This window comes from Stenotrophomonas sp. (genome assembly GCF_032103445.1).
In the GTDB taxonomy this organism is placed as follows: Bacteria; Pseudomonadota; Gammaproteobacteria; order Xanthomonadales; family Xanthomonadaceae; genus Stenotrophomonas.
In genome coordinates this window covers 29,796-51,007 of sequence record NZ_DAMDFR010000019.1, presented here as the reverse complement: position 1 = coordinate 51,007, position 21,212 = coordinate 29,796, and the positions used below count along the sequence as shown (strand labels likewise).

Below are 21,212 nucleotides of genomic sequence, written 5' to 3'. Positions count from 1 at the left end.
AGGGCGTGGCTCTACGTCGGCGGGGCATTACCTGTGGCCCGCTTGTGAATTTCTGGCGGCTGATACGCTGGCGGGGTTTTTTCCTTCACGGTGCTGCCCGCAATGCCCAGAACGCTGCCCTTGTCCCTGCTGCTGCTCGCCGCCCTTGGCGGTACGGCCCACGCGGCACCGACGCCGATCACCATCGAACAGGCCATGGCCGACCCGGACTGGATCGGGCCGCCGGTGGAAAGCGCCTGGTGGTCGTGGAACAGCCAGCAGGTGGAATACACCCTCAAGCGCAACGGCAGCCCGGTGCGCGACACCTTCCGCCAGCCGGTCAGCGGCGGCGCGGCGGTGCAGGTGGCCGACGACCAGCGCGGCACTTTGGACGTGGACACCCCGGTGTATGACAGCAGCCGCCAGCGCAGCGCCTTCGTACGCAACGGCGACGTGTTCCTGCGCGACCTGCGCAGCGGCGCGCTGACCCAGCTCACCCGCAGCACCGAAAAGTCCAGCAACGTGGGCTTCGCCCGCGACGGCGGGGTGATCTGGCGCACCGGCCAGAACTGGTTCCACTGGACCGCCGCGGCTGGCGTGCAGCAGGTGGCCAGCCTCAAGGCCGAAAAGAACCCCGACGATGCACCCAAGGCCGACGTGCTGCGCGAGCAGCAGCTGCGCACCCTGGCCACGCTGCGCAATGACCGCGCCCAGCGCGACGCGCTGAAGGCGCAGGAAGCCAGCTGGCGCAAGGCTGACAGCACCCGCGCGCCGGGCCCGGTGTACCTGGGCGCGGACGTGGAGATCGTCGACAGCGCGCTGTCGCCGGACCTGCGCAGCTTGGTGGTGGTGACCAAGCCGAAGAGCTTCGACGAAGGCCGCGGCGGCAAGATGCCCAAGTACGTGACCGAATCGGGCTACGAGGAGTTCGAGGACACCCGCACCCGCGTCGGCCGCAACGACCCCGAGCCGAACAGCCTGTGGCTGGTCGACACCGTGGCCGGCACGGTCAAGCCGCTGTCGCTGGATGGCCTGCCGGGCATCGGCACCGACCCGCTGGCCGCGCTGCGCAAGGCCGCCGGCAAGGACGCGCTGAAGGGCAACCGCTCGCTGCAGGTGCTGGGCGGCCCCGGCGCGCCGGGCGTGCGCTGGAGCGCCGACGGCCAGCAGGCCGCGATCATGCTGCGTGCCAATGACAACAAGGACCGCTGGATCGCCAGCCTGAACCCGGCCGACGCCAAGCTGGTCAATCGGCACCGTCTGACTGACGCGGCCTGGATCAACTGGGGCTTCAACGACTTCGGCTGGTCCAGCGACAACAAGACGCTGTGGCTGCTGTCGGAAGAGTCCGGCTATTCGCACCTGTACACCCAGCAGGGCACGGCCAAGCCGCAGGCGCTGACCAGCGGCAAGTGGGAGACCTCGATGCCGGTGCCCAGCGCCGACGGCCGTGGCTTCTACGTGCTGTGCAACCAGCAGAGCCCGGGTGACTACGAGGTGTGCGCGGTGGACACCGCCAGCCGCCAGGTGCGCGAGCTGACCAGCCTCAACGGTGTGGAAGACTTCTCGCTGTCGCCGGACGGCAGCCAGCTGCTGGTCCGCTACTCCGGTGCCTACCTGCCGGCGCAGCTGGCGGTGGTGCCGACCGCCGGTGGCCAGGCCAAGGTGCTGACCGACACCCGCAGCGCCGGGTTCAAGGCGCGTGAGTGGATCCAGCCCAAGCTGGTGCAGGTGCCGTCGAAGCACGGTGCGGGCGTGGTCTGGGCCAAGTACTACGGCCCGGAGAAGCTGGAACCCGGCAGGAAGTACCCGATCGCCATGTTCGTGCACGGTGCCGGCTACCTGCAGAACGTGCACCAGCGCTACCCGGCCTACTTCCGCGAGCAGATGTTCCACAACCTGCTGGTGCAGAAGGGCTACGTGGTGCTGGACATGGACTACCGCGGCAGCGAGGGCTATGGCCGCGACTGGCGCACCGCCATCTACCGCAACATGGGCCACCCGGAGCTGGAGGATTACCAGGACGGGCTGGAATGGCTGGTGGCCAACCAGCAGGGCGACCGTGACCACGCCGGCATCTACGGCGGTTCGTACGGCGGCTTCATGACCTTCATGGCGCTGTTCCGTGCCCCGGGCACCTTCAAGGCCGGTGCCGCGCTGCGCCCGGTGGTGGACTGGCACCAATACAACCACGGCTACACGTCCAACATCCTCAACACCCCCGACATCGACCCGGAGGCGTACCGCAAGTCGTCGCCGATCGAGTACGCCGAGGGCCTGCAGGACAACCTGCTGATCGCCCACGGGATGATGGATGACAACGTGTTCTTCCAGGACTCGGTGAACCTGACCCAGAAGCTGATCGAGCTGCACAAGGACAACTGGAGCATTGCGCCCTACCCGCTGGAACGCCACGGCTACGTGCGTGCCGACTCCTGGCTGGACCAGTACAAGCGGATCCTGAAGCTGTTCGAGACCACGCTGAAATAATCACGGGCGTCCATTGCCTTATCCTGTCTGCGGCCGCCCTGTGCGGCCGCAGGCTTTTGGGCCTGCCCTTCCCCCGCTGACCCCAGGACACCGGATGTCGACTGTTCCGCCCCCGCTGCAGCCCAAGGTGGCCCCGCGCGCCACGCATACGCCCGATGGGGCTCCCAAGTTCCTTTCACCCCTGGCCAAGTCGATCCTGGTGGTGTGCATCATCTCGGCGGTCTGCTGGGCCGGTGGCGCGCTGGTGGCCCTGTTCCTGCATCAGTGGGACGACCTGCAGCGGTTCATCGCCGAAACTGACCTGTCCTGGATGCCGCCTTCGCTGCGCTGGTTCGGGCGGCACGCGGTGGTCATCAACCTGGCCATGCTGGCGGTCTGCGTGGCCGGCGCGGTCGCCTGCTGGGGCATGCTGCGCCGGTTGAACTGGGCGCTGCAGCTGTTCATCGTGCTGCTGGTGCTGACCGCGCTGCTGAACTTCTACGGCGCATGGGTGGTGGATGACATCTTCCGCCAGCTGGTACTGCACCTGCCGGCGGCGGTGGACGACATGGACCAGGGCGAGCTGCGTCGTGAACTGCAGGTGCAGCGTTTCCTGTACACCGGCATGGCACTGGCGACCGCACTGGCGTTCGCGGTGCTGCACGGCTGGCTGCTGGTGCGGCTGGGCCGGCCGGATGTGAAGCGCTGGTTCGGCAAGGCGTGACGCAGCCGGGCAGAGCCCGGCTCAACTAGAATGTCGGCATGAACGAATTCGAGCGCGTCCGTCAGTACCTCACCGACCTGCAGGACCGTATCTGCGCGGCCATCGAGGCCGCCGACGGCCAGGCCCGGTTCGCCGAAGACCTGTGGCAGCGTGCCGAGGGCGGCGGGGGCCGGACCCGGATCCTGCGCGATGGCGCGGTGTTCGAGCAGGCCGGGATCGGCTTCTCCGACGTCTGCGGCACCCGCCTGCCGCCCTCGGCCTCGGCCAACCGGCCGGAACTGGCCGGCGCGTCGTGGCGCGCCACCGGGGTGTCGCTGGTGTTCCACCCGCGCAATCCGTACCTGCCCACCACCCACGCCAACGTGCGCTACTTCCGCGCCGAGCGCGATGGCGTGGAAGTGGCCTCGTGGTTCGGTGGCGGCTTCGACCTGACCCCGTTCTACCCCTTCGACGAAGATGTGCAGCACTGGCACCAGACTGCCGCCGACCTGTGCGCGCCGTTCGGCCCGGAGCGCTACCCGGCGCACAAGCGCTGGTGCGACGAGTACTTCTTCCTGCGCCACCGCAATGAAACCCGCGGCGTGGGCGGGCTGTTCTTCGACGACCTGCACGGCGACTTCGAACGCGACTTCGCTTACCTGCGCGCGGTGGGCGACGGCTTCCTGGACGCCTACCTGCCCATCGTGGAGCGGCGCAAGGACACCGCCTTCGGCGAGCGCGAGCGCGAGTTCCAGCTGTACCGCCGCGGCCGCTACGTGGAATTCAACCTGGTCTACGACCGCGGCACCCTGTTCGGGCTGCAGAGCGGCGGCCGCAGCGAGAGCATCCTGATGAGCCTGCCCCCGCGCGTGCGCTGGGAGTATGGCTTCACCCCGGAACCGGGCAGCGCCGAAGCGGCGCTGGCCGATTATCTGGTGCCGCGGGAGTGGCTCACGCCGGCTAGTTGAGCGTTGGCAGGAAGAGCTGACGCAGCTTGGCGTCGATTTTCAGCTGCTTCAGTTGCAGTTTTTGCGCCTTTCGCCGTTCAGCCGGTGACATGTCCTGCAGGCGTTGCTGGGTCTGCTGCTGTTCCAGCGCGCGCAGCTCGGATTCATGGTCCGATGCCTGTTTGGCCATCTGCTCTACGAGCAGCTGGATCTTTTTCTCCAGATGGACGATCTGCTGTTCCAGCCAAGGCGCGGTACGTTCGGCACCGTCGTCGAAAAGCGCGCCTGCGACGTCGTGCATCGACGGTGCGCTGGCCCGCTGCTGGCGGCCCTGCTCTGCCTGCAACGCCTCCAGACCCGCACGCGCGGCGTCCAGTTTCAACGTTGTCTTTTTCTGACGCTCCTCGAGTGCGCGTTGCAGGTCGGCGCGCACCGTATCCAACAACTCTCCACGGGGACTGTGCAGCTGATGATGCAGGTCGCGCGGGCTCAGGGTGGCGGTTGTCCGTCCTACGGGAGCCGGGACAATCGCCGGGCGGCGGTTGTTTACCTGCTCAACCGGCAGTGGCGGACGCGGATCATTGACGGTGGCCTCGTCGTAGGTGGGAAGACGGTCCCCGCCGGAGGCCGCGTTAGCAGGCGCAGCACGACCATTGAGCGTGGTGTGAAGCGCTTGGGCATTGGGTTGTCTGGGGGTTACAAACATGAGCACATCCAGATCGGCGCGGCTCCCGGAGCGGGTACCGCAGATCTGAACATTGCAGTGACTCAGATCCACTGGCGCTTGCAGATTTCAATCACGCTTTCGCTGCATCTCCCGCGGACTTCGGCACGATGGTGATGTGCCCGTTGGTCTCCAGCAGGGCCAACGCGACATCTTCGATTCGCAAGCAGCCCTGTTGGCGCATGGCCGCCTCCACATCCGCCTGGGTAACCAGCTCGCGCTTCAGCACCGACCGCAACAACTGACCGTCACGGGCGATCAGTACCGGTTCGCCTTCCACCAGTTTCTCGATGCGCCTGCTGCGCGTGGTCAGCCAGCCGACGGCGTAGTTGATCAGGATCAGCGTGGCCGCCAGCAGCAGGCCGCCGCCGAGCGAGGTGTCCTGGCCCAGCAGGGCGTTCTGCACCGCGTTGCCGAGCAGCACGATCAGCAGCACGTCGAAGGGGGTGATCTGGCCCAGCGCGCGTTTTCCGGACAGGCGCACCATGCCCAGCACCACCACGTACACCACCACCGCGCGCAGGATGAATTCCCACCACGGCATGGCCAGGTTGAACAGGTCGGTCATGGGGCCCTCCGCCAGGATTCGCGTGGCGGGAGGATGAGGGGGAGCGGGGTGACGGGGGGATGACGGCGGAAATCACCGTAGGTACCACGCCCTGCGTGGTACTCGATGTGCGCCAGAACCCCAAAATAAAAAGCCCCGCCGACCAGGGGGAGGTCAGCGGGGCCGGGGAACGGGCGCTTGGGGAGGAGCCCCCGTTCCGAGATCTGCTCCAGGGGATGGGAGAGATCCACAACAGGCGTTGCGCCTGTCGAGGTCTATAAAAGCACCTCGAACATTGATAGTTCGTGAAGGAAGCCCATTAATTCTTGGGAAAATTCAGAAAGATTCATCATCGAGTCAGATTCTGGCCTTCCACTGAACCAATTCAGCCATTTTCACGTCAAATGCGTCTCAGTGCGCCTCGTCCCAGTTATCGCCGACCCCGGCGTCGACCACCAGAGGCACCCGCAACTGGGCCGCAGACGACATCAGTTCCACCACCTGCGAACGCAAGGTTTCCAGAAACTCGCTTTCGGTTTCGAATACCAGTTCGTCGTGCACCTGCAGAATCATCCGCGCACGGCCGCCCTGCCCGGCCAGCCAGTCGTCCACCTTCACCATGGCCCGCTTGATGATGTCTGCGGCGGTGCCCTGCATCGGCGCATTGATGGCGGCGCGCTCGGCCCCGGCCCTCAGGCCCTGGTTGCGGGCGTGAATGTCGTTCAGATACAGCCGGCGACCTTCCAGAGTTTCCACATAGCCGTGGTCGCGGGCCTGCTGGCGCATGCGTTCCATGAAGTCGCGCACGCCCGGATAGCGGCTGAAGTACAGCGCCACATAATCCTGGGCCTGGCCGCGGTCGATGCCGAGGTTCTTCGCCAGGCCGAACGCGCTCATGCCGTACATCAGGCCGAAGTTGATCGCCTTGGCGGCGCGACGCTCGTTCGGCGTGACCTCGTCCAGCGAGCGGCTGAACACCTCGGCCGCAGTGGCCCGGTGTACGTCCACGCCCTGCTCGAAGGCCCGCACCAAGCCCGGGTCTTCGGACAGGTGGGCCATGATCCGCAGCTCGATCTGCGAGTAGTCGCAGGCCAGCAGCTTGTGCCCCGGCGGAGCCACGAACGCGCGGCGGATGCGGCGGCCGTCGTCGGTGCGGATCGGAATGTTCTGCAGGTTCGGGTCGGACGAGGACAGCCGGCCGGTGGCCGCGCCCGCCTGGTGGTAGCTGGTGTGAACCCGGCCGGTGACCGGATTGACCATCTCCGGCAGCTTGTCGGTATAGGTGCTGCGCAGCTTGGCCAGGCCCCGGTATTCCAGGATCACCCGTGGCAGCTCGTGCTGGTCGGCAATCGCCTCCAGTGCTTCTTCATTGGTGCTGGGCTGGCCCTTGGGGGTCTTCACCAGCGCCGGCAGCTTGAGCTCGTCGAACAGCACCGCCTGCAGCTGCTTGGGCGAGTCCAGGCTGAAGGTGTGCCCGGCCAGCTCGGTGGCCTTCTGCTGGGCCGCCAACATGCGCGCGCCCAGGTCCTGGCTCTGGCGGCGCAGCTCGGCCGCGTCGATGTACACGCCGTTGGCCTCGATCCGGGCCAGCACCGGCACCAGCGGCATCTCGATGTTGCGGTACACGTTGTCCAGCGCCGGCACCGCCAGCAGCTGCGGGCCCAGCACGCGGTGCAGGCGCAGGGTGATGTCGGCGTCTTCGGCGGCGTAGCGGGCGGCTTCGTCCAGCCCGACCTGCGAGAACGGAATCTGCTTGGCTCCCTTGCCGGCCACGTCCTCGAACTTGATCGTGTTGTAGCCCAGGTAGCGCATCGCCAGCGAGTCCATGTCGTGGCGGGTGGCGGTGGAGTTGAGCACGAAGCTCTCCAGCATGGTGTCGTCGTGGTACCCCTGAACGTTCACGCCGTGCCGGCGCAGTACATGCAGGTCGTACTTGCCGTGCTGGCCGAGCTTCTTCTTCGCCGGGTTCTCCAGCACCGGGCGCAGTGCGTCCAGCACCTGCTGCATCGGCAGCTGGGCCGGCGCGCCGGGGTAGTTGTGGCCGACCGGAATGTAGGCCGCCCTGCCCGGCTCGACCGCCACGCTGATGCCGACCAGGTTGGCCTGCATGGCGTCCAGGGCGTCGGTTTCGGTGTCGAAGGCGATCAGCTCGGCGGCGTCCAGCCGGGCCACCCAGGCCTGCAGCTGTTCGGCGGTCAGCACCGTCTCGTACTCGCCCGGCGCGGACAGTGACGGGTCCAGTGCGGCCGGGGCGCTGTCATCACTGCTGCGGGCAAAGCCGGCGGCGGTACCGCGCAGGCTGACCGGGGCGTCGCTGGCGGCGGCCGGAGCCGGCGCGGCTCCACCCAGCTCCTTCAGCGCCTGGGTGAAGCCGTAGCGCAGGTACAGCTCGCTCAGCACCGGCACGTCCGGGTCGCGCAGGCCCAGCTGCTGCGGGCCGGCGTCCAGCTCAACGTTGGTGCGGATGGTGACCAGCTCGCGGTTGAGCGGCAGGCGCTCCAGCGCCGCGCGCAGGTTCTCGCCGATCTTGCCCTTCATGGTCGGCGCGGCGGCCATCACCCCGTCCAGGGTCTGGTACTCGGCCAGCCACTTGGCGGCGGTCTTGGGTCCGCACTTTTCGACCCCGGGCACGTTGTCCACGGTATCGCCCATCAGTGCCAGCAGGTCGATGATCTGGTCGGCGCGCACGCCGAACTTGTCCATCACCGCCGCATCCGAGTCCATGCGGCTGCCGGTCATGGTGTTGACCAGTTCAATACCCGGGCGGACCAGCTGGGCGAAGTCCTTGTCACCGGTGGAGATGGTCACCTGCAGGCCCTGCTGCTGACCCTGCAGAGCCAGGGTGCCGATCACATCGTCGGCTTCCACCCCAGGCACACGCAGGATGGTCAGGCCCAGCGCCTCGACGATGCGGCACATCGGCTCCACCTGCGGGCGCAGGTCGTCGGGCATGGGCGGGCGGTTGGCCTTGTAGTCGGCATACAGCTCATCGCGGAAGGTCTTGCCGGGCGCGTCGACCACGAATGCCACGTATTCAGGGCGTTCCTTCAGGGTGGCACGCAGCATGTTGACCACGCCGAACAGCGCGCCGGTCGGCTCACCGGCGGCGTTGGACAGCGGCGGGAGCGCGTGGAACGCGCGGTACAGGTAACTGGACCCGTCAATCAGGACTAATCTGCTCATGCGACGATTCTACGCACCCGGCCATGTACATTCGCGGCACCGGCGTCACAAGGCATGGGGCATAATCAGGGTTCCCCGCCTCTGGAGCCTGTGCCAATGAAGATCCTGCTGCTGGCCGCCGTGCTTGCACTGGCTGGATGTGCCTCCACCGGCGGTGGCGGAATGCCCCCGGTCGATGTCAGTGGCGCGGACGTCTCCAAGCGCTCACTCGACAATGGCGACACCATCGAGGAATACCGGGTCAGCGGGCAGCTGCGCATGGTGAAGGTCACCCCTGCGCGTGGCGCACCGTATTACATGTACGACGGCAACGGCGACGGCAAGCTGGACAGCAACCGCGACGGCGTCTCGCCGGTGTATTGGAAGCTGTACAGCTGGTAAGGGCGGTTCGCAGTACGCAATGAATACCCCAGAACGACGCAAGACGCTCGACCCGGCCCTTCTGCGCGAAGGGCTCACCCCGGAACAGTCGAAGTCGGTGGAAACGCTGGAGCATTTCGGCTGGTCGCTACGTTTCGTGCGCCGGCCGCTGTTCCGCGACCCGATTCCGGTGCTGTATGACAACACCGGCAGCAAGTACGTGGTGTTGAACGCCGACGGCACGCTGGACGAGTCGCAGACGCTCAAGATTCGTCCGTGATGCGGACTACCTGATCACCAACACCGGAATGGTGCTGCGCGCCAGCACCTCGGCGGTCTGGCTGCCCAGCAACACCCGGGTCACGCCACGACGGCCATGCGAGGTCATCACGATCAGGTCGCTGCTGCGCTCGGTGGCGGTATCAATGATCCCGTCGGCGGCATAGCGGTCCAGCACGTGCACGGTGTTGGCAGCAATGCCCTGGGCATCCGCAGCGGCCTTGGCCGGGGTCAGGATCTCCTGCGCGCTGGTCTCCCGGTCAGCCTTGTACTCCGGGCTGTTCATGTAGCCCACGCTCCAGCCCATGGCGTCATACATGCCAACCGCCCACGGCTCTGACACGGTCACGATATCCACTTCCGCGCCGAGGTCCTTGGCCAGCTCCAGGCCCTTGTCCAGGCCCTTGGCCGCCAGTTCCGAACCGTCGGTGGCAATGAGAATGCGCTTGTACATGGCGGGCTCCGTGCAATGGTGTGGGGACTACCATTGCACACCCGGCGTGCACGGACCGCCTTGAGCCGGATCAATTGGCCGGCCCGGGTCCTCAACGCCGGTGCAGGCCGCGCCGGTTCGTGACCGCCATCACAACCAGGCCGGTGGTCACCAGGGTCGCCCAGAACGACCAGCCCAGTGCCACCGGGGTGGCCGGTACGCAGCGCAGCCGCACCAGGTCCAGGCTGCCGCCGCTGCCCAGGCAGCTGGCCGCGTGTTCGAACAGGGCCAGTACCGGTGCTGCCCAGCCGGCCGACAGCGTCAGCGCGACCAGCACAGCCAGCAGATACGGAATTCCCTTGTTCATATGCACGCTCCCAGCGGACAGCGTCCGACTCTGGGCGTGCGGTCGGGGCGGTTCAAGCGGGATGCGACGAAGCGGGGGAAACGCGGGATGGGGGCGGGAATGGGGGGATGGGGGTGCCCCCGCCGGGCACGCGCCCGGCGAACAGCGCGATCATCCTGCGCACGTAACAGTTCCGTAGACACCACGCCCTGCGTGGTGCCCGCGCGCAGCGCGGCACAAGGGTCCGAAACCGGCGTGCATCAGACCTCCGGGCATCGTCCAGCGATTAGAGGCAAACGAAATCGCGTATCAGGCATGGGTTACGCCGGAACGGAGACTTCGTTCCGGCGTCATGAACGTCGGACGGATGGCTTCGGCAGGGTCTAAACGTTGGTGCTGTGGCCGGTGACGGCATTGAAATGGCGTTGGACGGTTGTTCCGCGCCTTGCGCGGGTACCACGCAGGGCGTGGTACCTACGGAATTGTTACGTGCGCAGGACGATTTCCGCCGCTATTGCACCCACACTCGCCAGCCCGTGTCGGCCTTTTCCCACTCAAACTCCACCGGCAGGAATTTTTCGATGAGTCGGGCATTGGATACCAGGTGTTCGCTCAACACATGCGTGGTGAACGAACCACCCCCGGCCAGCGCCATGGGCAACAACAGCTGATCGCTCAAGTGCTCGCCCACGCAGGCACCGCCGTCCAGGTACTGCTGCACCTCATCGGCCAGACGTGCACCGACCTGCTCGGCACTGATGCCGCGCTCGCCATGGCCGGTGAACACTTCCACCTGGGTGCCATGACGCACGCGCACCTGGGCCACATTGCCCGGGCCGATGGCCGGGCGCAGCGACTGCACATGGCGCGGATGCGCGTCCACGCACAGGCGGTCGGCCAGCACCTGCAGCTCACGCAGGCCGATGCTGCCGGACAGGCCCGACATCAGCACGCCGGCTTCCACGCTCAACGGCACGCCACGGGTTTCCAGCGCGCACGGCTGCAGCGCGGCGCAGGGGTTTACCTGCACCTCGAAACGGCCACCCCCGGCCGGGTAGAACCCGTGTTGGTGCAGCGCGAACGTGGTCTGCACGCCCATCTGCGCCAGTGCCGGCAGATAGCTTTCAGCAATGAAGTCCGCGCTCGGGGCCAGCGGGTTGTGGGTGCCGCCTTCCAGCTGCAGGGTGGACGGCTCCGCCGCCTGCCACAGCGCCGGCAGCACGGTCTGCAGCACCAGCGTGGCCGAACCGGCACTGCCGGTGGCGAAGTGGTACTCGCCGCCACGTACCGCGCCGGGCTCGAAGCGCAGTTCAGTCGCGCCCAGCGCGGCACCCTGCACCCGTGCCTGGCCGACGCTGGCTGCCGCATTCACTGCGGTCAGGTGCTGGCGCATCAGGCCCGGGCGGCGACGCTTGCCGCGGATGTGGCTCATGCTGAAGCCAATGCCGGTGCACAGGCTCAACGTCAATGCCGAGCGCAGCAGCTGGCCGCCGCCCTCGGTGCCGTCCAGTTCAATCATCTCCATGTCGTTGTTCCTCCTGCCTGTTGCCATGCGCGGCGCAGTGTACGCCGCGCACGTGTTGCTTCATCCCTTCACACAGACCACCTGACGCAGCGTGTGCACGATTTCCACCAGGTCACGCTGGGCTTCCATCACCGCTTCGATCGGCTTGTAGGCCGCCGGCGACTCGTCCACCACCTCCGCGTCCTTGCGGCATTCCACGTGCGCGGTGGCCTTGGCGTGCTCGTCGACCGTGATCAACTTGCGCGCCTGGGTACGGCTCATCACGCGCCCTGCGCCGTGGCTGCAGCTGTTGAAGCTGTCGGCATTGCCCAAGCCACGCACGATGAAGCTCTTGGCCCCCATGCTGCCCGGAATGATGCCCAGCTCGCCCTTGCGTGCGCTCACCGCGCCCTTTCGGGTCACGAACACGTCCTTGCCGAAGTGGTGCTCGCGGCTGACGTAGTTGTGGTGGCAGTTCACCGCCTCGGCTGCGGCCTCGAACGGCTTGCTGATCACCTTGCGGGCAGCCTCGACCACGTGGCGCATCATGATCTCGCGGTTCATACGGGCGTAACGCTGTGCCCAGTCCACCGCAAACACGTAGTCGCCATAGTGCTCACTGCCTTCCGGCAGGTAGGCCAGATCCTGGTCCGGCAGGTTGATCATCCAGCGACGCATGTCCTGCTTGGCCAGCTCGATGAAGTGGGTGCCGATGGCGTTACCCACCCCGCGCGAACCGGAGTGCAGCATGAACCACACGCGGTCGTCCTGGTCCAGGCACACTTCCACGAAGTGGTTGCCGGTACCCAGGGTGCCCAGGTGCTTGAGGTTGTTGGTGTTCTTCAGGCGCGGGTGGCGCTGGCAGATCAGCTCGAAGTCGGCCACCAGCTGCGACCAGCCCTCAATCGCAAGCTCCGGCGGGGCATTCCATGCGCCCTTGTCACGCGGCCCCACGGTACGGCCGTGCGGCACCGCGCGCTCGATCGCGCTGCGCAGCTCGGCCAGGTTGTCCGGCAGGTCGCTGGCAACCAGGGTGGTGCGCGCGGCAATCATGCCGCAGCCGATATCCACGCCCACCGCCGCCGGCACGATCGCGCCGATGGTCGGCACCACCGAGCCCACCGTGGCCCCCTTGCCCAGGTGCACGTCCGGCATCACCGCGATCCAGCGGTGGATGAAGGGCAGCTTGGCGATGTTCTGCAGCTGCTCGCGCGCGGCATCTTCCAGCGGCACGCCGCGGGTCCAGAGCTTGATCGGCGCAGCGCCCGGCTGCTGGATGACGTCGTAGTTGTTGGTGTGGGTGTTGCACATGGCGTGTTTCCTTCTGCCGTGACTCAAATGCGGAGGCGCAGTGGCGTTGCGATGTGATCTGGGCCGAGCCCGGCTGGCCCCATTGCCAGCCGGGCGGTCCCGCGGCGACGTCCTGTCGCCTGCAACGCGGTGCGTCCTGTCTTGCTGGGTATAGAGCAATGCGCGTGCCAACGTTCGCGAAATATTTTATCTCTTTGTTTTTAATATCTTTTCTCGCACATGGAAGCGCAACGTGCGACCGGGAGGATCAATTTTGTATATCCTTGCAGCGCCTGATTTATACGGACATATACATGGACAAGCGGCAGGTGGTGTTCGGCATGCTCGGCACCCAGCTCGATACCGGCTCGGGGCCCAAGCGCTGGGAAAAGTGGCGCCCGACCGTCGCCTTGGGCATGCACGATGACTTCGTTCCCGACCGGGTGGAGCTGCTGCTGGACGAGCGCCGCTTCGGCAAGCTGGCCACGCAGGTGTGCGAGGACCTGGTGCAGATGGCACCGGACCTCCAGGTGTCCCGGCATGACGTGTACATGGCGGACCCCTGGGAGTTCGAGGGGGTCTATGCCTGCCTGCATGATTTCCTGGCCGCGTACCCGTTCGCGCCAGACGAGGAGGATTACTACATCCACATCACCACCGGCACGCATGTGAGCCAGATCTGCTGGTTCCTGCTGACCGAAAGCCGCCACTTCCCGGGCCGCCTGCTGCAGACCTCGCCGCCGCGCAAGCAGGACAGCGATCAGGCCGGCACCTATGCACTGATCGACCTGGACCTTTCGCGCTACGACCGCATCGCACAGCGCTTCGCGCAGCAGCAGCTGCAGGATCGCGACCTGCTCAAGAGCGGCATTGCCACCCGCAACGCCGCGTTCAACCGCATGATCGAGCAGATCGAGATCGTCGCCACGCGTTCGCGCGCGCCGATGCTGCTGACGGGCCCCACCGGCGCCGGCAAGAGCCATCTGGCCCGGCGCGTGTTCGACCTGAAGAAGCTCAAGCACCAGCTGCCGGGTCGCTTCGTGGAAGTGAACTGCGCCACGTTGCGCGGCGACGGTGCGATGAGCACGCTGTTCGGCCACACCAAAGGCGCGTACACCGGGGCCGCCAGCGATCGTGCCGGCCTGCTGCGCTCGGCCCACCAGGGACTGCTGTTCCTGGACGAGATTGGCGAGCTGGGCCTGGACGAACAGGCGATGCTGCTGCGGGCACTGGAGGACAAGCGCTTTCTGCCGGTGGGCAGTGACCGCGAGGTAGAGAGCGACTTCCAGCTGATTGCCGGCACCAACCGAGACCTGCAGGAAGCGGTGCGTGCCGGGCGGTTCCGCGAGGACCTGCTGGCGCGCTTGAACCTGTGGACCTACCAGCTGCCGGGACTGGCGCAGCGGCGTGAGGATATCGAGCCGAACCTGGCGTTCGAGCTGGAGCGCTTCTCGCGTGAACAGCACCAGCAGGTGCGGTTCAATGCGGAGGCGCGGGCACGTTACCTCTCGTTTGCCACCGGCGCGGACGCCGCATGGGCCGGGAATTTCCGTGACCTGGGAGCCTCGGTGATGCGGCTGGCGACGCTGGCCAGTGCCGGACGTATCCAGACTGAAGGGGTGGAGGAAGAGATCGGGCGGCTGCGGCAACAGTGGGCCGGCGGGGTTGCGCCCTCGCCGCTGGATGCGTTGTTGGGCGAGGGAGTGCAGGAGCTGGACCGGTTTGACCGGGTGCAGCTAGAAGAAGTGGTGCGGGTATGTGCGCAGGCGAAGTCGTTGTCGGCCGCCGGGCGCGAGCTGTTTGCGGTGTCACGGACCCAACGGGCCAGTACCAATGATGCGGACCGGCTGCGGAAATATCTGGCGCGGTTCGGTTTGGATTGGGAGCAGGTGCGGGGCGCGCGCGATTGAGGGCGCGTGCAGACGGGCATGGCGCGTCTCTACGCGCGCGATGCTGGACCGACCCTGGCCGGCCGCACTTCACGTTCAAGTGACGTGGGCGTTCCTGGCGAGATGCGTTCCGTGCAGCCCTGCGCGGTCAGAATGATGCGATGACCCTGGTACTCGATATCCATCGGCGTGCCTTCGCTGAATCCAACATCGCGCAGCCATGTGCCACGCAGGATCAGGCATGAGGCGGCGCGCTTCTTCCTTCCGGCCTTTGGCTTGCGCTTCTTTCGCTTCGACATGGCAGCCCCTTGGTTAAAGGGGCAAAGCCTGCCGCGCTCAACGTGGGAAACACATAGGCCAAAACGACAGCCACAGCATCGATCTTCGATTGTGTGACCGGTGCACGGTCAGCGCGCGGACAAAGCGTGCCGCGCGCGACAACTCAGGCCGTACGCACCACACGTGCACCCTGGCACAGCGGGTAGGTCGCGACCAGTTCGGCGATACGCTCGTTCAGCACGTCGAAGCTGCTGCCATACAGGTACAGCGCCGTCTCGGTCGGGCCCTGCCACCAGCTGCACACTTCACCGACGCCTTCGATGCTGGCCACGATCTTCTCGAACAACTCGTTGGAGTCGTACTGTTCGTACACCTCGTCCGGTAGATCGGTGCCGTTGAGGTAGAGGCCCAGGCCTTCGGTGACGCCGAATGCTTCGTCGGGTGCGCCCGCACGCTGCGCCACCGAGCCCTTCGGGGCACCCAGCTGGTCCATCAGCGCCAGGATCTTGGGCAGGTCGTCGGCGCTGTTCAGGGCGACTTCGATGTCACCGTATTCCACTTCGCCGTCCTCGGTAAGTGCGGTGCCGCCGCCGGTGATCTCACCCAGCGATGCTCCTTCCAGCAGGCCCTCAAGCGGGTCCTCGAACAGCACGTGGCGGTGTTCGGGCTGCAGGCGGGCGTTGAGTTTGAGGGTGATGATGAGCGGGGTGTCGGTCACGGGGGCCGTCCGGTGGTGGTCGGCGGTCATTGTACGTGGGTGACGTTTGGGGATCAGCAGCATCCCGGTTGCCCGTCGCGAGATACCGAATTTCTGCGCCGGGCGGGTCAGCGCAGGTGAGGCGTCACCTTGCGCTTCAACAGCTCCACCAGCACCGGGTCCATGAAGTCATAGTCATCCGGGATGTCCAGGCAGATGACGCGCTTGCCGTTCAACCACTGCCGATGCCGGCTGGACAGCCGGTTGCGGTGGGCGCGCTCCATCACGAAGATCAGGTCCGCCCACTGCAGCAGCTCGGGGCTGACCGGCACGTCGGCGTCGGCCAGCAGGCCGGCCGAGGCGGTTTCAATGCCCGGCCAGTCGGCGAACACCTGCTCAGCGGTGGGGCTGCGCAGGCGGTTCTGGCTGCAGAGGAAGAGGACGTTGCGGGTCACAGCACCGTCAGGTTGGCGTAGGCCATCACCAGCCACTTGCTGCCGGCCTCGGCGAACTCCACCTGCACGCGCGCGTGCGCGCCGCTGCCTTCGTAGTCGGTGACCATGCCTTCGCCGAATCGGGCATGGGTGACCATGGCCCCCAGCTTCAACGGCGGTACTTCGATCGCGGCGTGGCCCATCACCCGGTTGGCCCCAAGCGAGGCCGGACGGGCCACCTGCACCTTCGGCCGCACCTCGTTGAGCAGCTCGCGCGGGATCTCACGCAGGAAGCGCGAGGGCACGTTGTAGTTGTCCTGGCCGTGAATGCGGCGCGACTCGGCGTAGCTGAGCACCAGCTTCTGACGCGCGCGGGTGATGCCCACATAGGCCAGTCGGCGCTCTTCTTCCAGCCGACCGCTTTCCTCCAGCGACCGGGCGCTGGGGAACAGGCCGTCCTCCATGCCGGCCAGGAACACCAGCGGGAACTCCAGGCCTTTGGCCGAGTGCAGAGTCATCAGCTGCACGCCCTCCTCGCCCGCCTGGGCCTGGCCTTCGCCCGCCTCCAGCGATGCGTAGGACAGGAACGCGACCAGCTCGCTCATGGTTTCGCCGGTTTCTTCGATGTCATCTTCGCGGCGGGTGAAGCGCGAGGCGACCGAGATCAGTTCGTCCAGGTTGTCCGAACGCGATTCGGAGTCGAGCGTATTGCGGCTTTCCTTGGCCCAGTGATCACGCAGGCCCGAACGCAGCAGCACATGGTCGATGCGCTCGGCCAGGGTCATCTCACCGGCTTCGTGCTGCAGCTGGTTGACCAGGGTGAGGAAGCCGGCGAGCGCGTTGCGGGCGCGCGCGGCCAGCTCGTTGCCCTGCGCAGTGAGCATGGTGGCTTCCCACAGCGAGATGGCGTGGCTGCGGGCCAGCCGGCGCACTTCGTCCAGGGTACGGTCGCCAATGCCGCGTGTCGGCGTGTTCACCGCGCGCTCGAAGGCCGCATCGTCGTCGCGATTGGTCATCAAGCGCAGGTAAGCCAGCGCGTCCTTGATTTCGGCGCGCTCGAAGAAGCGCATGCCGCCGTACACGCGGTACGGCACCTGCTCGGAAATCAGCGCTTCTTCAAACGCGCGCGACTGTGCGTTGCTGCGGTAGAGCACGGCGGCGTCGGCATAGCTGCCGCCGTCGCGCACCCACTGCCGGGCGCGCTCGACCACATAGCGCGCTTCGTCCATTTCGTTGTACGCCGCATACAGGTCGATCGGCTCGCCGTCGCCGCTGTCGGTCCACAGTTCCTTGCCGATGCGGTCGGGATTGTGCGCGATCACCGCATTGGCCGCGCCGAGGATGTTGGCGGTGGAGCGGTAGTTCTGCTCCAGGCGCACGGTCTGCGCGCCGGGGAAGTCCTTCAGGAAGCGCTGGACGTTTTCCACCTTGGCACCGCGCCAGCCATAGATGGCCTGGTCGTCGTCGCCGACCACGAAGACGTGGCCGCTGTCGCCGGCCAGCACGCGCACGAAGGCGTACTGGATGGCGTTGGTGTCCTGGAACTCGTCCACCAAAATCTCGCGGAAGCGCGAGCGGTAGTGCGCCAGCAATGCCGGGTTGTCGCGCAACAGCTCATGCGCGCGCAGCAGCAGCTCGGCGAAATCCACCAGCCCGGCGCGGTCGCAGCGCTCCTGGTAGGCCGCATAGGCCTGGCGCATGGTCTCCAGCCAGTGGTCACTAGGCTCGGGCTGGATGTGCTGCGGGCGGCGGCCTTCGTCTTTCTGCTCGTTGATCCACCAGGCAATCTGCTTGGGCGGGTACTTGCCGTCGTCGATTTCCAGCTGCTGCACCACGCGCTTGACCAGCCGCAGCTGATCGTCCGAATCCAAGACCTGGAAGCTGTCGGGCAGCTTGGCTTCGGCGAAGTGCAGGCGCAGCAGGCGGTGGGCCAGCCCGTGGAAGGTGCCGATCCACATGCCGCGGCTGCCGTGCGGCAGCTGCGCGTCGATGCGGTGGCGCATTTCGCCGGCGGCCTTGTTGGTGAAGGTGACCGCGAAAATGCCATGGGTGGGCACGCCGAAGACTTCATGCAGCCAGGCGATGCGGTGGGTCAGTACGCGGGTCTTGCCGGAACCGGCACCGGCCAACACCAGATGGTGGCCGGGCGGGGCGGACACGGCCTCGCGCTGGGCGGGGTTGAGCCCGTCGAGCAGGTGGGAGACATCCATGCCGCCATTTTACCCCGGGCGGTGGCGCACCGGGGCAGCGCATGCAACGGGTTCAGGCAATCGCGGCACGCGCGGCCTGTTGGGCCTGCACCCGCAGTTCGGGAATGGCCAGGCTTTCCCACAGGGTGCCGATGCGCAGGCTGCCGACCACGCACACGCCCGGTTGTGGCGCGCCCTGGGCATCGTGGAGCTGCCCGCTGTCAGGATCGGCATCCAGCCCCAGCCCATGCGGGCCCGGGCGCGCATAGCCTTCGGCCAGCAGCTGCTGCAGCAGCGGGTTGCGCAGGCCAAGCGCGAGGGTTTCCACGCCGGTGGCGTTGATCAGCGCGCCGACGTTGAACGGCGGCGTGCCGCGCCCGTGCACCTGCAGATTGGCGTCCTGGACCAGCACGGCATCCAGCCGCGCGCGATGGCGCTGCAGCTGGCCGCTGCGCTCGACCTCCATCAACTGGTCGTGTACGGACTCGGCGATCCGATGCCGGTGTACATCCCAGTAGCGCACCACGTGGCGCAGGAAGCGGCGCTGGTCGGCCTCATCCAGGCTGCGCCACAGCGCCTGCCCCAGCGGACGGATGCGGTCCATCACGGCCTGCCACGGCAGGCCCTGCGCCTGTGCGGCGCGCACGTGTTCGCGCAGCTGGCGCATGCGTGCGCGCAGCGGCAGCTGCAGCAGGGGCTGCGGGTCGAAGTCGGCACTGCCGCCGTGCGCATGCGGCAAGGGCAGCAGCGCATGACGCGACAGCACATGAATGCGGCCGCGATGGCCCGCCGCCAGAAGCGACACCACGCAGTCGGCCATGCTCAGGCCGGTGCCGATGATGGCCAGGTCCTGGTCGCCGGCGAGCATGCGCACACCGTCATAATCCCAGGCGTCCACCACCTTGCCGGGCGGCAAGGCGTTGCCTTCGGGCAACGGCAGCGGGCGCATGCTGTTGCCGCAGGCCAGTACCACCTGTGTGGCCTGCCAGTTCCCGCCTTCCGCCTGTTGCAACAGGTGGCCGCCGGACTGCGGCTGCAGCGAAACAACAGCATCGTGGACGACCTGCAGGCTGCCGGCGCTGGCGGCTTCAGCTTCGGTCAGCCGCTGCTGCAGGTAATCGGCGTAATCCAGGCGTGGCACGTACTGCTCGGCCAGCGTGGCGTCGGGTGCTTCACGATGCGCGAGAAGATGATCGAGGAAATCCGTAGGCTGCTCGGGAAACCCGCTCATCTTGCCGGCAGGCACGTTGAGCAGGTGCTCGGGCCATGGCGTGGCATAGGCGATGCCCTGGGCCACGGAGGACGCCGGCTCGAACAGGGCGATGCGCTGGCCGGGTGCTGCCGCGCGCAGCGCGTTGATCGCGGTGAGCACGCCGGCCGCACCGCCGCCGATGATGGCCAGGTCCACCTGGCGGGAAGGCTGGATTTCCGTCATGCCGGCATTGTAGGCCATGCGCGGCAGCGCTCCCTGACTGCCGCCTGGGCTACATCAGCGCATCGGCGAGGCGTGCGATGCCTTCGCGCGAGCGCTTCCATGCGGGGCGCTCACGCCAGGTGTGCAGGTCCAGCTGGGTGGCGTGCTTGAGGTAGTCGTCTTCGATATGCACGAGCTGGCGCACCATCCGCGCGTCATAGCAGAGCAGGCCGATTTCGGCATTCAGCGCGAACGAACGGATGTCGAGGTTGATCGAGCCGAGCAGGGCGATGTCGTCGTCGACGGTGAGGTGCTTGGCATGCAGGAAGTGCGGTTCGTACAGCGCGATGCGTACGCCACAGCGCAGCAGTTCGTCGTAATACGCTTCCTGGGCCCAGGCGGTCAGCCGCTGGTTGTTGCTGGCCGACAGAATCAACTGCACGTTGACGCCGGACAGCGCGGCAATGCGCAGCGCGCTGAGGGTGGCTTCGTCAGGCACGAAGTACGGGGTGACCAGCACGATACGACGGCGGGCCAGATGGATCAGCGCATTCACCGCGTCGCGCGCATTGCTGTAGGGGTACGCCGGGCCGCTGGGCAGCAGCTGGGTGGGCATGTCGGCCGCGCACACCGGGACACTGGTCATCACGTCGAGACGCTGCCCGGTTTCGATGTACCAGTCGCTGGCGAACACAGCTTCAAGGTGAGCAACGGCAGGACCCCGTACACGGGCAACCAGTTCACGGTTGGAGAAGCCAGGCACGAAGCCGGCCTGGGCCAGATTCTGGGATCCGACATAGCCAACCTTGTTGTCGATGACGGCGATCTTGCGGTGGTTACGCAGGTCCATCCGCCCACTGCGCCGCCAGCGCAGGCCACCGGGCAGCATGGCGCGCACGTCCACACCCACGGCCTGCAGCCGGTGGCGGTAACGGCGCAGGCCGCGCTTGGCCCCGACCGCGTCCAGCAGCAGGCGGCAATGCACGCCACGGGCAGCGGCACGCTGCAGGGCATCGGCGACGGCCTCGCCGACGGCGTCGTCGAACATCAGGTAGTAAAGCAGGTGTACACGCTCGCGGGCCTGGTCGATGTCGGCGAGCAGGGCCTGCAGGGAGTGGTCGTAGTCGGTGTGCAGCTCGACGGCATTGCCGTGCACGGGCATGAAGTCGCCCTGGCGTTCGACCAGCGGGACCACTTCAGCGATGGCGGTGTCTTTGGGCGGGTTCCAGCGCAGCAGGCGTTGCAGGCCCTGCTCCTCACGGATGACCTGGGACGCCTCAGCCTGGCGCTGCACGCGCTGGCGCGACAGCCAGGGATGGCCGAACAACAGGTAGGCGGGCAATCCGAGCAGCGGCACGAAGCCGACCAGCAGCAACCAGCTGCGGGCCGCCCCGGGCGTGGTGCGGGTGGGAATCCAGAACAGCGCGGCCAGCCGGATCAGCCAGTCGAGCAGCAGCAGCCATGAGCCCAGCACCCATTCGAACAGCATTGTGTCGCCCGCCTGGAGGTGGGGCCAGTGTGCCATGGCCGGTGTGATGGAAAACCG

General features: G+C 66.8%; 19 protein-coding genes. 6 read left to right on the top strand and 13 right to left on the bottom strand.

Annotated features, from left to right (window positions below):
* Positions 1-102 precede the first annotated feature (102 nt).
* The 3 genes from RT551_RS09350 to hemF all read left to right on the top strand — a co-directional run bounded on the left by RT551_RS09350 (position 103) and on the right by hemF (position 4,119).
* On the top strand, positions 103-2,469 hold the full coding sequence (locus tag RT551_RS09350) for a S9 family peptidase (RefSeq protein WP_313457852.1): 2,367 nt from the start codon (positions 103-105) through the stop codon (positions 2,467-2,469).
* 94 nt (positions 2,470-2,563) lie between these two features.
* Complete coding sequence (locus RT551_RS09345; protein ID WP_313457849.1) at positions 2,564-3,172, top strand: hypothetical protein; 609 nt, start codon at positions 2,564-2,566, stop codon at positions 3,170-3,172.
* Positions 3,173-3,210: 38 nt separating this feature from the next.
* The gene (hemF, locus tag RT551_RS09340; protein WP_313457848.1) at positions 3,211-4,119 is read left to right on the top strand and encodes an oxygen-dependent coproporphyrinogen oxidase; all 909 of its coding nucleotides are present in this window, start codon (positions 3,211-3,213) and stop codon (positions 4,117-4,119) included.
* Here the strand turns inward: hemF and RT551_RS09335 are convergent.
* The 3 genes from RT551_RS09335 to polA form a co-directional block, all read right to left on the bottom strand.
* A complete protein-coding gene (locus RT551_RS09335) occupies positions 4,112-4,876 on the bottom strand; it encodes a hypothetical protein (RefSeq protein WP_313457845.1) in 765 nt (254 codons plus the stop codon). The two genes, hemF and RT551_RS09335, sit on opposite strands and share 8 nt — an antisense overlap.
* A gap of 19 nt (positions 4,877-4,895) precedes the next feature.
* Positions 4,896-5,390 (bottom strand): YetF domain-containing protein, encoded by a 495-nt coding sequence (locus RT551_RS09330; RefSeq protein WP_313457843.1) that lies wholly within the window; start codon positions 5,388-5,390, stop codon positions 4,896-4,898.
* 390 nt (positions 5,391-5,780) lie between these two features.
* Entirely contained in the window at positions 5,781-8,552 is a 2,772-nt protein-coding gene (gene polA / locus RT551_RS09325) for a DNA polymerase I (protein ID WP_313457840.1), read from the bottom strand.
* A gap of 96 nt (positions 8,553-8,648) precedes the next feature.
* Between polA and RT551_RS09320 the strand changes: the two genes are divergently transcribed.
* Positions 8,649-8,933: a DUF2782 domain-containing protein gene (locus RT551_RS09320; protein WP_313457837.1), complete on the top strand. Its 285-nt coding sequence runs from the start codon at positions 8,649-8,651 to the stop codon at positions 8,931-8,933.
* A 19-nt stretch (positions 8,934-8,952) separates the two neighbouring features.
* A complete protein-coding gene (locus RT551_RS09315) occupies positions 8,953-9,192 on the top strand; it encodes a hypothetical protein (protein WP_313457836.1) in 240 nt (79 codons plus the stop codon).
* A gap of 6 nt (positions 9,193-9,198) precedes the next feature.
* Here the strand turns inward: RT551_RS09315 and RT551_RS09310 are convergent, their stop codons facing one another.
* The 4 genes from RT551_RS09310 to RT551_RS09295 all read right to left on the bottom strand — a co-directional run bounded on the left by RT551_RS09310 (position 9,199) and on the right by RT551_RS09295 (position 12,785).
* Complete coding sequence (locus tag RT551_RS09310; protein WP_313457834.1) at positions 9,199-9,645, bottom strand: universal stress protein; 447 nt, start codon at positions 9,643-9,645, stop codon at positions 9,199-9,201.
* A gap of 91 nt (positions 9,646-9,736) precedes the next feature.
* On the bottom strand, positions 9,737-9,991 hold the full coding sequence (locus tag RT551_RS09305; protein ID WP_313457831.1) for a hypothetical protein: 255 nt from the start codon (positions 9,989-9,991) through the stop codon (positions 9,737-9,739).
* Between the two features lie 490 nt (positions 9,992-10,481).
* Positions 10,482-11,495 (bottom strand): RNA 3'-terminal phosphate cyclase, encoded by a 1,014-nt coding sequence (gene rtcA / locus RT551_RS09300; RefSeq protein ID WP_313457828.1) that lies wholly within the window; start codon positions 11,493-11,495, stop codon positions 10,482-10,484.
* 60 nt (positions 11,496-11,555) lie between these two features.
* Complete coding sequence (locus RT551_RS09295; RefSeq protein ID WP_313457827.1) at positions 11,556-12,785, bottom strand: RtcB family protein; 1,230 nt, start codon at positions 12,783-12,785, stop codon at positions 11,556-11,558.
* A 293-nt stretch (positions 12,786-13,078) separates the two neighbouring features.
* Here RT551_RS09295 and rtcR point away from each other — a divergent pair, with 293 nt between their 5' ends.
* Positions 13,079-14,674, top strand: coding sequence for an RNA repair transcriptional activator RtcR (gene rtcR, locus RT551_RS09290; protein WP_313457826.1), 1,596 nt, complete (start codon positions 13,079-13,081; stop codon positions 14,672-14,674).
* A gap of 29 nt (positions 14,675-14,703) precedes the next feature.
* On the opposite strand, the gene RT551_RS09285 is transcribed toward rtcR, so the two are convergent.
* The 6 genes from RT551_RS09285 to cls all read right to left on the bottom strand — a co-directional run bounded on the left by RT551_RS09285 (position 14,704) and on the right by cls (position 21,155).
* The gene (locus RT551_RS09285) at positions 14,704-14,952 is read right to left on the bottom strand and encodes a hypothetical protein (RefSeq protein WP_313457824.1); all 249 of its coding nucleotides are present in this window, start codon (positions 14,950-14,952) and stop codon (positions 14,704-14,706) included.
* Between the two features lie 143 nt (positions 14,953-15,095).
* The gene (locus RT551_RS09280; RefSeq protein WP_313457821.1) at positions 15,096-15,650 is read right to left on the bottom strand and encodes a hypothetical protein; all 555 of its coding nucleotides are present in this window, start codon (positions 15,648-15,650) and stop codon (positions 15,096-15,098) included.
* Between the two features lie 107 nt (positions 15,651-15,757).
* A complete protein-coding gene (locus RT551_RS09275) occupies positions 15,758-16,084 on the bottom strand; it encodes a low molecular weight protein tyrosine phosphatase family protein (protein WP_313457818.1) in 327 nt (108 codons plus the stop codon).
* Positions 16,081-18,273 (bottom strand): DNA helicase II, encoded by a 2,193-nt coding sequence (gene uvrD, locus RT551_RS09270; RefSeq protein WP_313457816.1) that lies wholly within the window; start codon positions 18,271-18,273, stop codon positions 16,081-16,083. Before uvrD ends, RT551_RS09275 begins: the two co-directional genes overlap by 4 nt.
* A 52-nt stretch (positions 18,274-18,325) precedes the next feature.
* On the bottom strand, positions 18,326-19,705 hold the full coding sequence (locus RT551_RS09265) for an FAD/NAD(P)-binding protein (RefSeq protein ID WP_313457813.1): 1,380 nt from the start codon (positions 19,703-19,705) through the stop codon (positions 18,326-18,328).
* A 31-nt stretch (positions 19,706-19,736) separates the two neighbouring features.
* A complete protein-coding gene (gene cls / locus RT551_RS09260; protein WP_313457810.1) occupies positions 19,737-21,155 on the bottom strand; it encodes a cardiolipin synthase in 1,419 nt (472 codons plus the stop codon).
* Positions 21,156-21,212: the final 57 nt, after the last annotated feature.